At 36.5% G+C, this 15,685-nt stretch carries 17 protein-coding genes; 7 read left to right on the forward strand and 10 right to left on the reverse strand.

Annotated elements, in window-relative coordinates; all coding sequences use genetic code 11:
• Window positions 1-163 precede the first annotated feature (163 nt).
• Entirely contained in the window at window positions 164-1,492 is a 1,329-nt protein-coding gene (locus tag Q0162_RS05520; RefSeq protein WP_297890203.1) for a TrkH family potassium uptake protein, read from the forward strand.
• 3 nt (window positions 1,493-1,495) lie between these two features.
• On the forward strand, window positions 1,496-2,155 hold the full coding sequence (locus tag Q0162_RS05525; protein WP_297890205.1) for a TrkA family potassium uptake protein: 660 nt from the start codon (window positions 1,496-1,498) through the stop codon (window positions 2,153-2,155).
• Window positions 2,156-2,186: 31 nt separating this feature from the next.
• Here the strand turns inward: Q0162_RS05525 and Q0162_RS05530 are convergent, their stop codons facing one another.
• The 10 genes from Q0162_RS05530 to pyrE form a co-directional block, all read right to left on the reverse strand.
• On the reverse strand, window positions 2,187-3,044 hold the full coding sequence (locus tag Q0162_RS05530; protein WP_297890207.1) for a CPBP family intramembrane glutamic endopeptidase: 858 nt from the start codon (window positions 3,042-3,044) through the stop codon (window positions 2,187-2,189).
• Between the two features lies 1 nt (window position 3,045).
• Window positions 3,046-5,127, reverse strand: a complete 2,082-nt coding sequence (locus tag Q0162_RS05535) for an alpha-L-fucosidase (RefSeq protein ID WP_297890209.1) — start codon at window positions 5,125-5,127, stop codon at window positions 3,046-3,048.
• Window positions 5,128-5,159: 32 nt separating this feature from the next.
• On the reverse strand, window positions 5,160-6,251 hold the full coding sequence (locus tag Q0162_RS05540; RefSeq protein ID WP_297890211.1) for a CapA family protein: 1,092 nt from the start codon (window positions 6,249-6,251) through the stop codon (window positions 5,160-5,162).
• A complete protein-coding gene (locus Q0162_RS05545; protein ID WP_297890213.1) occupies window positions 6,248-7,387 on the reverse strand; it encodes an AAA family ATPase in 1,140 nt (379 codons plus the stop codon). The genes Q0162_RS05540 and Q0162_RS05545 overlap by 4 nt, the downstream gene beginning before the upstream one ends.
• Before the next feature lie 156 nt (window positions 7,388-7,543).
• Window positions 7,544-8,329, reverse strand: coding sequence for a Bax inhibitor-1 family protein (locus tag Q0162_RS05550; protein ID WP_297890215.1), 786 nt, complete (start codon window positions 8,327-8,329; stop codon window positions 7,544-7,546).
• Between the two features lie 106 nt (window positions 8,330-8,435).
• Window positions 8,436-9,503 carry a class II fructose-bisphosphate aldolase gene (fbaA, locus tag Q0162_RS05555; protein ID WP_297890217.1) on the reverse strand — a complete coding sequence of 356 codons (1,068 nt, stop codon included), beginning with the start codon at window positions 9,501-9,503 and terminating at the stop codon, window positions 8,436-8,438.
• Window positions 9,504-9,579: 76 nt separating this feature from the next.
• The gene (gene aroC / locus Q0162_RS05560; protein ID WP_297890218.1) at window positions 9,580-10,638 is read right to left on the reverse strand and encodes a chorismate synthase; all 1,059 of its coding nucleotides are present in this window, start codon (window positions 10,636-10,638) and stop codon (window positions 9,580-9,582) included.
• Complete coding sequence (locus tag Q0162_RS05565) at window positions 10,638-11,030, reverse strand: SRPBCC family protein (protein ID WP_297890220.1); 393 nt, start codon at window positions 11,028-11,030, stop codon at window positions 10,638-10,640. Before Q0162_RS05565 ends, aroC begins: the two co-directional genes overlap by 1 nt.
• Window positions 11,031-11,059: 29 nt before the next feature.
• Window positions 11,060-11,836: a DUF695 domain-containing protein gene (locus tag Q0162_RS05570; protein WP_297890221.1), complete on the reverse strand. Its 777-nt coding sequence runs from the start codon at window positions 11,834-11,836 to the stop codon at window positions 11,060-11,062.
• A 25-nt stretch (window positions 11,837-11,861) separates the two neighbouring features.
• Window positions 11,862-12,503, reverse strand: coding sequence for an orotate phosphoribosyltransferase (gene pyrE, locus Q0162_RS05575; protein WP_297890222.1), 642 nt, complete (start codon window positions 12,501-12,503; stop codon window positions 11,862-11,864).
• A 6-nt stretch (window positions 12,504-12,509) separates the two neighbouring features.
• On the opposite strand from pyrE, the gene Q0162_RS05580 reads away from it, so the two are divergent.
• The 5 genes from Q0162_RS05580 (at window position 12,510) to Q0162_RS05600 (ending at window position 15,650) form a co-directional block, all read left to right on the forward strand.
• Window positions 12,510-13,118: an NUDIX domain-containing protein gene (locus Q0162_RS05580; protein ID WP_002679148.1), complete on the forward strand. Its 609-nt coding sequence runs from the start codon at window positions 12,510-12,512 to the stop codon at window positions 13,116-13,118.
• Between the two features lies 1 nt (window position 13,119).
• Window positions 13,120-13,527, forward strand: a complete 408-nt coding sequence (locus tag Q0162_RS05585) for a hypothetical protein (RefSeq protein ID WP_297890223.1) — start codon at window positions 13,120-13,122, stop codon at window positions 13,525-13,527.
• Window positions 13,524-13,898: a fluoride efflux transporter CrcB gene (gene crcB / locus Q0162_RS05590; RefSeq protein WP_297890224.1), complete on the forward strand. Its 375-nt coding sequence runs from the start codon at window positions 13,524-13,526 to the stop codon at window positions 13,896-13,898. The genes Q0162_RS05585 and crcB overlap by 4 nt, the downstream gene beginning before the upstream one ends.
• Before the next feature lie 10 nt (window positions 13,899-13,908).
• Window positions 13,909-14,523 (forward strand): DUF4230 domain-containing protein, encoded by a 615-nt coding sequence (locus Q0162_RS05595; RefSeq protein ID WP_297890225.1) that lies wholly within the window; start codon window positions 13,909-13,911, stop codon window positions 14,521-14,523.
• Window positions 14,524-14,591: 68 nt separating this feature from the next.
• Window positions 14,592-15,650, forward strand: a complete 1,059-nt coding sequence (locus Q0162_RS05600) for an NAD(P)/FAD-dependent oxidoreductase (protein WP_297890226.1) — start codon at window positions 14,592-14,594, stop codon at window positions 15,648-15,650.
• Window positions 15,651-15,685: the final 35 nt, after the last annotated feature.

A 15,685-nucleotide genomic window follows, 5' to 3' on the forward strand; every position in this document is an offset into this window, starting at 1 on the left:
CTACAAAGTTACTAAAACTATCCCTTTTTTGCAAATAAAAAATAACTTTTCTTACATCGAACTCACGTTAAATTAATAAAACTTATATTTTTTTGAACAATCACCAAAAAAAATTGTACTTTTGCCCGATATAAACAAAAGACTATTATAATAAGAGTAATAAATGTTAAAGAAAATATCCCCCTATACAATTATAATGCTTTCTTTCTTTGGTTTGATAGTGATAGGAGCCTTATTGCTGATGATGCCTTTTGCACATATACCCGAAAAAGACTTATCCTTTTTAGAGGCTTTTTTTACAGCGACTTCAGCAGTAACTGTTACAGGACTATCGGTAATAAATATAGGGGCTACATTTACTATCTGGGGGAAACTTATTTTGTTAATTCTCATTCAGTTTGGAGGATTGGGAGTACTTACTATTTCTTCTGTTTTGGTATTACTTATTGCCAAACGTATTGGTTTTTATACTAAACGCTTGGTTGCCGAAGGACTTAATCACAACAAAACCTACGATATTTATGCTATTACTAAGCGTGTAGTGCTTATTACTTTACTTTTTGAGGCAGTAGGAGCAGTGTTTTTATTTTGTTCATTTATTCAAGACTATTCCTTTGGACAGGCATTGTTTATGGCAGTATTTCACTCGGTTTCGGCATTTTGTAATGCTGGTATTTCATTGTTTCCTAATAGTTTTGAGGGCTATACTTATAATATTTTTGTAAATGGAGTGATTGCTTTTCTTATTATTTTTGGAGGTTTAGGTTTTACTACTATTATTCAATCGTATGAATATTTGCGCAAAAAACGTCGGAGGTTGGATATCAACTCACAGTTTTCGATTATTACTACAATTATTTTGCTTGTAGCGGGGACTTTTTTGTTTTTTACTTTGGAATATAGCAATTATTACACTTTATATGGTAAGAGTACTTTCAATCGTTTACTTATTAGTTTTTTTCATTCGGTGAGTTTGCGTACAGCAGGTTTTGATACCATTCCGTTAGAACATTTGAGTAGTGCTACTATTCTTTTTTGCGTAACTTTTATGTTTATAGGAGCCTCGCCTAATTCCACAGGCTCTGGGGTGAAAACTACTACTATTGGTATCTTGTTTTTAGGTATAAAAACAGCGTTGTTTAACAAGAATTATATTGAATTTTCTAAAAGACGTATTTCTTGGAAACTTTTTAACAAAGCTTCAGCTCTTGTTTTTATAGCAATGATGTACGTACTAACAACAATTATTATACTTACAGCTTTAGAACCTAACATAGAATTTACTAAAATAGCTTTTGAGCTTATTTCGGCATTTAGTACTTGTGGACTTTCAACTGGAATAACTCCAGAGTTGTGTACTTTTTCTAAATTAATATTGATTTTTACGATGTTTCTTGGTAGGGTAGGACCTCTTACTATAATGTTAGCCCTTTCAAGACCACGAGCAGAAGGAAATTACAAATATCCCAAAGAAAATATTTTAATAGGATAGATTATGAAGAATTTTTTAGTCATTGGATTAGGAGAGTTTGGCAAATCAGTAGCTAAAACGCTCTATAAAAACAAAGCTACAGTATTGGCAATAGATTCGCGTGAAGGCGTAATCAAGCAGGCTCTCAATGAGGGAATTATAGAGGAAGCAATCATTCTAGATGCTACAGATGAAATAGCTCTTAAAAAAGTAGTGCGCGATGATTTTGATACTGCTTTTGTGAGCGTAGGAGATAATATTCAGGCAAGTATACTTATTACCTTGCAGTTGAGAGAAATGGGGGTAAAAAATGTGATTTGTAAAGCTGTAAATCATACTCAAGAAAAGGTGTTATATAAAATAGGTGCTACTCAAGTAGTGTTTCCAGAAGAACTAATGGGGGAAAAAGTAGCTTATTCTGTTTTGAGACCAACTATTATAGAGTATTTCAAATTTGCAGAAGATTATTTTATTTATGAAGTAAAAGTACCTAGAAGTTATGTAGGCAAATCTTTAATGGAGCTAAATTTGCGACACAAATATGAGATAAATATTTTAGCAGTTAAGCATTCTGATGGCAAAATGAACGTAACTCCTGACCCTAATGTTAAACTTAACAAGGATGACCTTTTAATTATACTCTCTAACGAAAACGTAATTGATAGAGTTACCAAACCTCTTTAAAAGAGGTTTTATATTATTCAAAAGTTTTTTTTCACTTCTTCCATCTATACTTCTTAGCATAGATGTATAATAGAAGAGGAAAATACAATAATAAGGGAGCCCATATGCTGAATCCCAAAGTAGGCTCAGATATATCTCGAAATACTGAAGGTACTTGGAACACTGTCCAATCCGAAGTAACTAAAAGGGCTGTGAAAAGGTTGTTAGCAGTATGAAAGCCAAGAGCCAACTCCAGCCCATCGTCCATAAGGGTCGTGATTCCTAAAAAAATACCTGTGCCTATATAGTAAATAAGCAGGCTATAACCTAATTTTTCTACTTCAGGATTGGCTATGTGCATCAAACCAAACAGCAAAGAGGTAGTAAGTAACGGGAACCACTTATTGCGTACAGTAAGTCCTAAAGCTTGTAGCAAATATCCTCTAAAGAACACCTCTTCAAAGCCTGTTTGTAAAGGTATAAAAAGAATTACTATTAATAATAACTTTAAAAAAGGTATCCACTGAAAGTTCCAAATATAATCCTCAGGACTGATAAACAGATAATCTATCAAAGTAATCCCTACGGTTACTCCTCCCCATAGTAAAAATGAAAACCAAAACCGTTTCCAATCAATGCGCGTACGCCCAGTGATAAGAGCAGTTAAAGGCTGTCTGTGTACGTACTTCACCCAAAGCAACAATATCCCTAAGAAGATAGCAAATATTACTAAATTTTCAAATAGAAATTGCAATTCACCTTTTTGGGCTATTTCTGCTTTGATGATAGCAGTTGTATCAAGTAGTTGAGCTACTAAAAAGTTCAACCCTGTAAATAAAAAAAACAGGGTTGGAACTATAATGTAAAGCCATTTAGGACTTTCTGATAATCGTGCGTTTTGTAGGTACATATTATTTTGTAATAACTCCTATTTCACCGTATACTATTGTCTCAGCATTATCTACAGTGCGAACAGCGGTAAGTCTGATATAACGTGCTTTTTCTTCAGGGAAACTGATGCGTTGCTCAATAGGATTGTTCTTAATATTACCAAATTCACCTTCACTTACTTTTTTCCAATGAGTGTTATCACTACTTACTTCAAATAGGTAATGACTTATAGTACCCGATGCCCAACGGTCTTGTGAAGGCAAATAAGTAAAGCCTTTTAAGTGCAATAATTCACCTAAATCGATAGTAAGAGTAGCTGGCTGTGAACCTACTTTATGAGCAAATGAACTATTAGGATTCTCATCAATTACTTTATGAGCATTTTTAGCCTCTTCAGCAGAGATATTAAGCACTTCCCATAAAGTTTTTGGAACATCTAAAGCGTGTGTTGCTACAGCACTATATTGTTGTGTGTTGCGGTCAAAACCTACTACTTTTAGCTGAGTAGCAGCATTTACTGCAAACGGAGCTGTATAGCGTACCGATTGTTGGGTAGGCTCAGTACCGTCTAAGGTGTAATAAATTTCAGTAGTTTCATCAGCAGGAATTAAAGAAACCTCTCCCTTCTTATTGCGAACTACTTTAGGAGTAAGTAACAATACAGGGGCATTATAGAATCCTATATTACTGATAAGTGGAGAAGCTTTAGCATCTTCTATAGTGAAGCGTACTTTGGTAGCCGTAACAGCAGGGAAACGCAACAAGCGCTTGTAACCTATGGTTGTTTGCTGGTCAATAGTCTTCCACTGTCCATTTTGCTCGTATTCTAACTTGAATTTCTTCACACGTTGTCCTAAAATGATGTACTCTTGTGCCATAAAGCGGTTAAAAGTAGTAGGCTGTGCAAATGTAAATTCTAACGAGGCGTTTTTCACACCCTCATTGGTTGCCCAATAGCTTTTTGTATTATTATCAATAGCATTTTCAGCTTTAAACTGTTGGTGTTGTTTGCGTACATCAGTAGCTTTTACTGTAGCTTGATTAGCAAGGTTATGAGCAAAGTCAGCTTCAATTACCTTTTTCAGCTCCATAAGGCGTTTTATATCGTTTTCGTGTACCAAACCACGACGGTCTACAGGTAGGTTAAGTAACAAGTTAGCGTTACGACCTACTGAATAGTAGTAAATATCTACCATTTTCTCCAAAGGGTGTACTTGGTGGTCTTCACGAGCGTGATAGTACCAACCTGGGCGAATAGACACATCGGCTTCAGCTGGTATCCAGTTTTTACCATCTTCATCACCTTCAGCCTGATGTTTGAAACGTGACGCACCACTCAATTCAGGTCGTGAAGTAAAAGGCGACCAGCTGGTAGGAGTACCATAACCGCGTTCGTTACCTATCCATCGTACTTCAGGTCCTTCATCGCTAAATATATTAGCATTAGGCTGTAATTTGCGTATTATTTGGTAGGTTTTATCCCATTGGTAATAAGTATCTGCATCAATCTTACGGGTTTCGTTAGCCCCTCCGTAGTAGCCACTACCGCCATTAGCACCATCAAACCATACTTCAAAAATCTCTCCGTAGTTAGTAAGCAGTTCTCGTAATTGGTTGTGGAAATAAGTCACGTAGGCTTCTCTACCGTATTCTGGGTGATTCCTATCCCAAGGTGATAAATACACCCCAAATTTTAATCCTGCCTTCTTACAAGCATCCGAAAGCTCTTTTACCACATCACCTTTACCATTTTTCCAAGGCGAATTTTTTACTGAGTGTTCAGTGTATTTTGAAGGCCATAAGCAGAAACCATCGTGGTGTTTTGCTGTGATAATAACCCCTTTCATACCGGCATCTTTTATCACTTTCACCCACTGATTTGCATCTAACTGTGTAGGGTTGAACAGTTTAGGGTCTTCTCCTCCTGTACCCCATTCCATATCAGTAAAAGTATTCATATTGAAATGAATAAAGGCATAATACTCCATCTCGTGCCAAGGTAACTGGCGCGGGTGCGGAGTCGCCCCTATAGGCTTAGGGGCTTGAGTGCTCTTACAAGCCATCAAGCATAATGCTGAGGCTAAAAACAGTAATCTCTTCATAAATGATTAATTGTTAATGATTAATTTGATAATTATTCTTTTTCTTCTATAAATATATTGTGTTTTTTAAACAGATTTCGTGAGTTCTTGATAAAGATATTCATACTGTTCTTCGCTCCTTCGCTAAGGTCTTTATAGTTAGCTGTTTCGTATTCCTTGCAAGGTAATATTTCAAAAAGATACTTCTTATTAGCTTTAAGAGTCCGATTTACCCATACCAAATAGTACCCCTTATCGGCGATGTAAGTACCTTGTGCATCTTTAAAAAGTGTTAGCTCTACCATAGCGCCCCCATCTGATGGGGTTTTACGTTGGTTAGACACAAAATTTCCGAGAGAGTAGACAACAAACAGCTCTTTATGAAGCCCTGTTTGAGGGTAATAATACATAGGTTGTAGCACGTGAGGGTGTCCACCTATAATGATATCTACACCATTATCAAAAAGAAATTGAGCTACTTCTTCCTGTTTTTTGTTTTGTTTTTGTTGGTATTCTATTCCCCAATGTATTACTACTATCAACTTGTCGAGATGTGTTTTTTTAGCTTTCTCGATATCTTCTTTCATTAGATCAAAGTCTATACGGTTTACTATAGTAGGTTCAGGGACTGGTAAACCATTAGTTCCATAGGTATAATTGAGAATACCAACTGAAATACCATTCTTAGAAAGCACTAAAAGATTTTTTTTATCAAACTCCGTTTTGTTGCGGAAAGTGCCTGTGTGAGCTATTTTAAGAGAGTCAAGAACATCTAAAGTACGGATAATTCCTTTTTTACCTCTATCACAAGTGTGATTGTTAGCAGTTACTAATACGTCTATTCCACTATCTCTACAAGCAGTTGCTAAAGCATTGGGAGAGGAGAATTGAGGATAACCTTTGTAAGGTTTCCCTGCTAAAGTAACTTCCAGATTGGCAATTGCAAAGTCTACTTGAGCGAATTTGTGTTTAATTTTGTCAAACACGGGCATATAGTCATATTGCTTAGTATCAGCGTTGTAAGCTCCTTCTACTTGAGGGATATGCCCCATTACATCCCCCATAAAAAGCAATGACATCCTGCTAGCCGTTTCTTGAGCAAAAGTTGTTGAAAAAAAGAGAAAAGTCAGTAATATACGTATCATTTAAAACCTATTTTAGTCTGTTTGTTTTGTTCTTTAAGTTCCTTTATATCTATATTGGTAAGTTCAGCTAAAGAGTAAGGTTTATCTACTACAAAATTTCTATCGGTAGATTGCAAATACTTATTACATTTTTCAACAGTAAGTTCTTTAAACTTGTATTCAGCTATTAACCTTCCTTTGCGCAATAGTGCTGAATCTATTTTAGAAATATCGGAATTGAAAGTACATATTAGCTGGCATTCTAATACATCAGAGAGCATACCATCGGCTATGTTTAGTATAGAAGATACCACATCGGTATTACTGTTGAAAGCTGTACGTTCGGCTATGTAGTTCTCGCAATCCTCAAGTACTAGTACTGAGTTTTTATTGCCTATTAGCAGACTGATAAAAGCGGGATCGGTGAGAGAACCTATCATTGTAGTAGGCACAAAGATAAATTTTTTGTTAGGGATTTGGCTAGTAAGCCATTTAATGTAGTTTGTTTTTCCAGAACCAGCAATACCGTGGAATAGCACTACACCTTTGTTGTCATTAGTTAAGGCATTCTTTACTCGGCTATGTATCTCAAAAAAATCATCATTGTACATTGTTTCAAAGTCAATGCGATAAGGCTTGATACTATGAGTTTTTATTTCCAAACCTATCTGTGTTTTTAGCAGTATGGAAACCTTTGATTCCTTAGATATAAACTTTTCTATATATTCAGAAAATAATGAATTTAGATGTTCTTTAGCCTTAGGATTATCGTTTTGGTAGTATACTGAATTTACTTTGTATAAGCCGTCTTCAAAAATCTGATTGTCATATTCATTTGAGAGATTTTTATCTATAATGAGGAAAATCTCCAGATCGGGCTGAAAATAACACTCCTCAGATTCGTATAGTTCATTTTGTTTTGAAGCATATTCTATAGTATAGTAATCAGTACATTTTACAAAGTGTTTGAGTTTGTCACGTTGGATTACTAAGTCCTCATTACCAATATAAATACGAGCCATTAAGTCGTCTAATAAACAACGATAAGGATTACTGAAAGTGAGAAGCTTGTATTTGTCATAGACTTCTACGTGGTCATCGGAGTCTATTTGTAGAATATTTATGGGATGGTAATATTTAGATTCTTTTATTTTCATAGGAAAAATAATAAAGCGCAAAGATAGTATATAATTTATAAATTAGCAAACTTTATTTTTTGGGTATCAAATAACACAAAAACTTTGCTAAAGGTTTCCCTAAAGCAAAGTTTTTGTGTTATTCTAATTAGCTAATTGATAAATTGATTTATTAGATTAGTCTCTTCTAGAAAGTAAGATTCTCAATATGTACCAGAATAGCAACATTACTGATGAGAACAATTGTAAGGCTGCCCCTACATATTGGTCAGTGCTATATACGTTTTTGATGTTGTAGGTTTCGTATAGAATTCCTCCAGCGGCCAAAGCAACCATTGCTAAAGAAAACCAAAGACCTAAATCAAAACCAAAGATAGCGCCTGCAACAATCAAGCCTAATGCAATGAAGCCTCCTATTACTAATACACTACGCAAGAATGAGAAATCTAGACGAGTGAGAAACACTACAGCAGTAAGTCCCGCAAATAATGACAAGGTTATGATACCAGCTTGTGAAATGATAGCTAAGCCATCACTGAAAGCCATTGCTATATAAATCATTGGTAGAAAAATGATAGCTTCTAAAAGTACATAAATACCTAAGCCTCTATATTGAGTACTTCTGTCCTGTGCTTGTGTCCATTTGCTAGCAAGCATAGAGCCCAACCAGAACCCACCTAAGATAAGTAACCATACAAAAGGACTACTTACCATAGAGATAATTAAACTTTCAGGCACTATATTTATCAAAATAGCTTCTACTACTATAAAAGCCAAAAGTGCTATTGCTACGTGAGAGTAGGTTTTACGATAGAAAGTAGCTTGTTCTACATTAGTTGCATACGATACTAATTCAGGAGCATTGTTGTTCTGATAGTTAGGGTTGTAGTTGTTATTGAAATTCAAGTTATAGCTATTGTTGCTATTACTATTGTTGTTTAGATTGTAATTGTTGTTGCTCATAAAACTCTAAATAAAAAATATTTGTTTCTTTAGTAAATCAAAAACTTTGCCAAAAGACCTACCCTAATACTGAGTAGCCTTTTGGCAAAGTTTATCAGGGGGAATACTATAAAGTATTTACGTTGTTAAGATCTTCGAAAGCTTTTTTCAAGCGAGTAACGAAAGTTTTTTCACCTTCACGAAGCCATACACGAGGGTCGTAGTATTTCTTGTTAGGAGCTTCAGGACCTTCAGGGTTACCTATTTGACCTTGTAAATAAGCCGCTTTAGCTTTCATATAGTCACGGATACCTTCAGTGAATGCATATTGCAAGTCGGTATCAATGTTCATTTTCACTACACCATAAGAGATAGCTTCGCGAATTTCTTCGAGAGTAGATCCAGAACCGCCGTGGAATACTAAGTCAAGAGCATTGTGTCCTAAGTTGTATTTTTTAGAAACGTACTCTTGTGAATCTCTTAAGATTTTTGGAGTCAATTTTACATTACCAGGTTTGTATACACCGTGAACATTACCAAAAGCAGCTGCAATAGTGAATTGTGAGCTTACTTTAGAAAGTTCTTCGTAAGCAAAAGCTACATCTTCAGGTTGAGTAAAGAGTTTGCTGCTGTCAACGTGAGAGTTATCAACCCCATCTTCTTCACCTCCGGTCATACCAAGTTCAATTTCCAAAGTCATATCCATTTTGCTCATACGTTCAAGATAACGTTTGCAAATTTCAATGTTTTCTTTGATAGGCTCTTCAGAGAGGTCAATCATATGGGAGCTAAAAAGTGGTTTTCCTGTTTCTTTGAAGTGTTTTTCAGAAGCTTCAAGCATACCATCTAACCAAGGAAGTAATTTTTTAGCGCAGTGGTCAGTATGCAAGATGATAGAAGCGCCGTAAGCTTCGGCGAGTTGGTGAACGTGTTTTGCTCCAGCTACAGCTCCAAGAACTGAAGCACGTTGGTTGTCGTTAGAAAGACCTTTACCAGCCATAAACTGGGCGCCACCATTAGAGAATTGGATAATCATTGGGGCGTTTACTGCTACAGCGGTTTCTAAAGCAGCATTGATAGAGTTAGAACTGATAACGTTGGCTGCAGGAAGAGCAAAGCCTTTTTCTTTGGCGTATTTGAATACTTCTTGTACTTCTTTTCCAAGAAGTACGCCTTTTTTAATGTTATGTGCCATTTCTTTATTAAGATATAATTAGTTTTCAAATTGAGACCGCAAAGATATAAAAAATCTATTGAACTATCAAAATAATTTAATATATTTTATTCAGCAAATAAAAATCTAACAATACTATTGCAGCCATAGCTTCAACAATAGGTACAGCACGAGGAACTACACAGGGGTCATGCCTTCCTTTGCCTTGAATTTCTACTATATTTTCTTGGCTATCTATAGTAGTTTGCAACTGCATAAGGGTTGCTACAGGTTTAAAAGCTACTCTAAAGTAAATATCCATACCGTTGCTGATGCCCCCTTGTATACCGCCTGAATAGTTGGTTTGTGTAGAGCCATCGGGATTGAAAAGGTCGTTGTGCTGACTACCACGCATTGTAGTGCCTGCAAAGCCACTACCATATTCAAAGCCTTTTACAGCATTGATAGAGAGCATCGCTTTACCAAGTTGTGCATGTAGTTTATCAAATACAGGTTCTCCTAATCCTATAGGAACATTTTTTATCACACAACTCACAATACCTCCTACTGTATCTCCTTCCTTGCGAATGGATTTAATATAGTTTTCCATTTGCTTGGCCAAAATAGGGTCAGGACAACGTACAGCATTAGTTTCGATAAGTGATAAGTCAAGATTATGATAAGGAGTGGAAAGTTGTAATTCACCAACACCTGATACATAAGCTGTAATTTGTACGTTTTTTAGAATTTGTTTGGCAATAGCTCCAGCTACTACACGGCAGGCAGTTTCACGTGCAGAGGAACGCCCTCCTCCGCGATAGTCACGTATGCCATATTTTTGTTGATATACATAATCAGCGTGACTAGGGCGGTATACTTTTGCTATATGCGCATAATCAGCTGAATGTTGGTTTTCATTTTCAATGATAAACCCAATTGGAGTACCTGTGGTTTTCCCTTCAAAAATACCTGATAGAAATCGTACCTTATCACCTTCTTTGCGTTGAGTAACGATAGCCGATTGTCCTGGGCGACGGTGGTCGAGTTCATTTTGAATAGCTTCAAAATCCAAGATTATATTTGGCGGACAACCATCAATAACCCCTCCTAATGCCTCGCCGTGCGACTCGCCAAAGGAGGTGAGCCTAAAAAGAGTGCCAAAGCTATTGCCTGCCATTATAAGCCTTTCATTTTTGTTACTAATACCTCTATAAACTTACTGATGGGCGTTTTGACCATCATTGCCATTATGGGGTTAAAATCCCCTTTGAAAAGTAGTTGCACTTCACTTTCTTTATCTGATATTTCAGCAATATTGGTGGTGAGCTGGAAGGGGATTTTACCATTTGCTTCCCCTAATACCAGCTGGCTATAGGGGGTACTACTTTTCTTTTCTAAATAAATCTCAGGCATTCCTTTTAAGGCAAACACAAAAGAAGTGTCGCTTAGTTTTTCAAATTTGCTGATGTTATCGGGCATCAAGCTTTCAAAGGTCTCTACTTTTTCTAAGAGAGCAAAAAGGTCTTTAGCACTCTTGGGGACGATTGTTTTTTGGGTTTCTAAATTCAAAACAATGATTAATTATTAATGGTTCATTATTATTTTACTAAAACGGTTTCCCAGCCGTCGTACTGGCCGTTGGTATCGAGAGCTACATCTATCAAGTCCCAAGTATCGGGGTCGATAGCCTCTATGGTATTTACTTTGGTAATTATCAATTGGTAGCCTAAATCTTCGTTAGGGTCATCACCTTCTTCGGGTTCTATTTTGCCACTTTCTTGTATTTCATAGCCTAAAGCTTTCACCTTATCGATAGCTTCAGTCATATCCTTTTCAGTGTTGAAATACAACCAATGATCTATAGGGCGCTCTTGGTCGGTATGGTCGCCAGACTGCTCGCAATGGTGGCGTACAGCACTGTTTTTGATGCTTTGATGTTCGTAGATATTTGGGTAAAGGAATTCTGTATAGGTTTTCCATTCGGGGTCGTTGGCTACTTCTACTTCAGGAGTATAATTGCTTGTATTAAAAGCCTCTTCTAACGAGGGAGCTAAGGCAGCCGCATTTTGAGAGTAGAAATACCAAGTAACTGCCCCATCAAAAGTTAAAACCCCAGCTAATAGGTCGGTTTCCTTGAGTAGAGGTATTAGGCGTGTATCTTCTATATCATAGAGAAGTTCACGTTCTTGGTCGGATGAAAAGCCGTGTTCATCAGGATTTTTTAGCACGATGTTTACTCTCACACAATGAGTGAATTGAGGGAGCGGTAAATCAGTTTCGCCCAAACCTAAATTAAGGCGAAATACGGCGGGTTTATCTTCTACTCTACCGATGTAGACAGCCCAGTTTTCAGGGATTTCTGTTTTTTGAGTCATATTAATTTACTGATTTTTCAATTTGTTAATTCTTCCAAGTGTCGGGGCTTTTGCGCCATTCTTTAAGAGTATCGAGTTCATACTCGCTGATGTAGCCTATTTCTAAAGCTTTGACCAGCAGATGGTCGTAGTCGCTGAGGGTATGAAGGGAGAGTTTTTCGGAAGCAAAATTGGCATTTGCCACCTCAAAGTTATACGAGAAGATAGCCACCATTTCTAAAACTTCAGCGCCGAAGTCGCGAAGGGCTTTTACAGCATTGAGGCTACTCATACCCGTGCTGATGAGGTCTTCTATAACGATTACTTGTTGTCCTGCAGAGAGTAATCCCTCTATTTGGTTTTGACGACCATGTTTTTTAGGTTCAGGACGCACATAGACAAAGGGTAATCCGAGTGCATTGGCTACTAACATTCCCATTCCGATAGCCCCTGTAGCTACCCCTGCTACCACCTCGGCAGAGGGATAATGTTTTTTGATATAGGTAGCCATAGTGTTAGCAATGTAGTTGCGAATCTCTGGGAATGAGAGGATTATGCGATTGTCGCAATAAATAGGCGACTTCCAACCGCTTGCCCACGTAAAATAATTTTCAGAATTCAATTTTATTGCGTTAATTTGCAGTAAAAATTCGGCAGTACGTTGTGCCGTAATGTTATCTAAAATCATAAGCTTATGTATGAAATATTTTTAGACGATAAGTCGATTATTTTGACAAATGTACGAGAAAATATTGAGAACGTCAAATATTTTCCATTAAAAGATGTAACCTTTGATGAAATCATCAAGGAATTAGGTCGTAAAGAGGTAAGTAGAATATATCTCTATCACCCTAAGGAAGAGAAACTTATAAAGAAATTTAAGAAGCTTGTACCTACTATAAAAGCGGGAGGAGGCGTGGTGTATAATGAGGAAGGAAAAGTACTACTTATCAAGCGACACGGCAATTGGGATTTGCCCAAAGGGAAGAAAGAAAAGGGTGAAAATATAGCCACTTGTGCCTTGCGTGAAGTAGAGGAAGAAACAGGGGTAAAAAAGCTCTTGATACAACGTTTTAGGACGATTACTTACCACCTGTTTAAGCGTGATGGACACTATTTTTTGAAAGAAACCTATTGGTATGATATGACCACTACTTACAAGAAGAAGTTAGTACCCCAAACAGAGGAAGGTATAGAGAAAGTATGCTGGAAAGATGAGGCAGAGGCAAAGGAATTGGTGAAGAACTCGTATAAGAATATTCAGTTGGTATTAGGCGTTAGAGATGGAAAAGAATTTTTATGATTTGGAGCTTATCAAAATATTAGAAGAGCATATAGAAGATGGAGATTTTCAAATAATAAGCTCTGATATTTATGTAGATAAGGTGAATGCTAACCTGCCTTTTAAAGGGAGTAGGGTAGATTTTGAGTTATTGGATGGGTATCAAAGAATGTTTTTTGATGAGAATGAAGCCATTGTAGCTTTTGTAAAGAGTATTGCAATGGAGGCGGGGATAGCACCAGATGAAAAAGTGGTGTATTTAGGAGATAATGTATCGAACCTAACCTATATATTCTCATTTAAATATTTAGAAAAAGTCATAGTAGATATATTGGATAATATACCTGAACATCATTACTTTTTATCTGAAAGGATGAAGTGGATTCTATATATATCGTATGAAGATTGTGCGGAGTTTGCGTTGATATGATAAAAAATATACTAATAGTTGGGCTTGGTAGCTTTGTAGGAGGCACATTACGCTATATGCTTTCAATAGCCTTCAACAAGATAGCGCGCACTTGTACGTTCCCGATAGGCATTTTGATAGTAAATGTATTAGGATGCTTTTTTATAGGTGTATTGTATAGCTATTTTAAGAATAGAGTAGGGGAGAGCCTTTTGCCCTTATTGCTGATGACAGGTGTTTTGGGTGGTTTTACAACATTCTCTACTTTTTCATTGGAAGTATTACAGTTATATCAACAAAATGAACTACTAAAAGCTATTCTTTATGTAATAGTTAGTGTAGGAATAGGTATTTTGGCGTGCTTTTTGGGGTGTATTGTGGGGAATAAATAAAGCAAAAATAATGAAGAAATTTTTATTAGGAGTAGTCGTAGCGATCGCTGTATTGCTACTTATAAAATATTTTAGCGATAAGAAAGAAAGTCAAGAACGATTAGAGGCTGATACAGCCCTAATACAAACACAAATCGCAAATGTGAGCAAATTGGTAGTTACTGAAGGTCATTTTGCTGAAGTACTCTCGTATACTGATACTCAAAAGTACTTTATGGATTTGCTATCGTTTGATAAGAAAATCCTCACAGTAGTAAATGCCGATGTAACAGTAGCTTATGATTTGCACAAAATCGACTATGAAGTAAACGAAGAACAAAAAAAAGTTATCATTAAATCGTTACCAGAAGCTGAGGTGAAGATATATCCTACGATGAAGTATTACGATGTAAGTCAGAGTCAGGTAAATCCATTTACCCCTGCTGATGTAGAAAAAATACAGAAAAAAGTGAAAGCAGAATTACAACGCAAGGTAGATACATCTACTTTAAAGAGTAACGCCCAAAATAGATTGCTCACTGAGCTTTCTAACCTTATCTTTGCTACTCGTGCCGTAGGTTGGACATTAGAATACCAAAACACACCTATCGAGAGTAGAGATGATTTTAAAATTTTGAAACCATAATTTAATTGTTTTATTGTTACTTGCTAATTGTTAATTATTTTGTACCTTTGCCCCCAAAATAGCAATAAATGAAAGAAACAGATATCATTATTATAGGAGCAGGACCTACGGGGCTTTTTGCAGTATTTGAGGCAGGACTCCTTCGTTTAAAATGCCACTTGATAGATACACTCCCACAAGTAGGCGGACAGCTTACAGAATTATATCCTAAAAAACCTATTTTTGATATACCAGGATATCCTACTGTAGGAGCTTCTGAATTAGTAGATAACCTAATGGAGCAAATTAAGCAGTTTCAACCTGAATTTACCCTTGGAGAAACTGCAATGACACTCACCAAAAACCCCGACAATACCTTTGTTGTAACCACAGATAAAGGCACCCAAATAAAAGGAAAAGCAGTAGCTATAGCAGGAGGTTTGGGCACTTTTGAACCTCGTAAGCCCGAACTGCCTAAACTCGAAGAGTATGAAGACAAAGGAGTAGCTTATTTTGTAAAACACCCCGAAAATTATGCAGGTAAACATATAGTGATAGCAGGAGGAGGTGACTCTGCTTTAGATTGGAGTATCTATCTGGCTGAAAAAGTACCTACTGCTTCAGTTACTCTAGTACACCGTCGCAATGAATTTCGAGGAGCTTTAGATTCAGTTGAGAAAGTAAAAGCCTTAAAAGAGGCTGGTAAAATCAATTTAAAAACTCCTTATGAAGTAGTCGGATTAGAAGGAAATAGACATTTAGAATCATTAGTATTAGAGCAAGAAGGAGGTAATAAAGAAACTCTTATAGCCGATGCTTTTATTCCACTCTTTGGTCTTACTCCTAAATTAGGACCTATTGCTACTTGGGGGGTAGAGATCGAAAAAAACGCTGTGAAGGTAAACAATGCCTTAGACTACCAAACTTGTATAGAAGGTGTATATGCCATAGGTGATGTGAATACCTACCCAGGAAAACTTAAACTCATCCTCTGTGGTTTTCACGAAGCAACCCTAATGTGCCAAAGTATATACAACCGAATTTATCCTAATAAAAAATATGTATTAAAGTACACTACTGTAGTAGGAATTGACGGCTTTGATGGCAGTAGAAAAGAAGCCGAAAAAGCTGTGGTAAAAGCAATTTAAACAGTGAATATATCTTATAGCAAATACTAATAACT

This window comes from uncultured Capnocytophaga sp., assembly GCF_937936315.1.
In the GTDB taxonomy this organism is placed as follows: Bacteria; Bacteroidota; Bacteroidia; order Flavobacteriales; family Flavobacteriaceae; genus Capnocytophaga.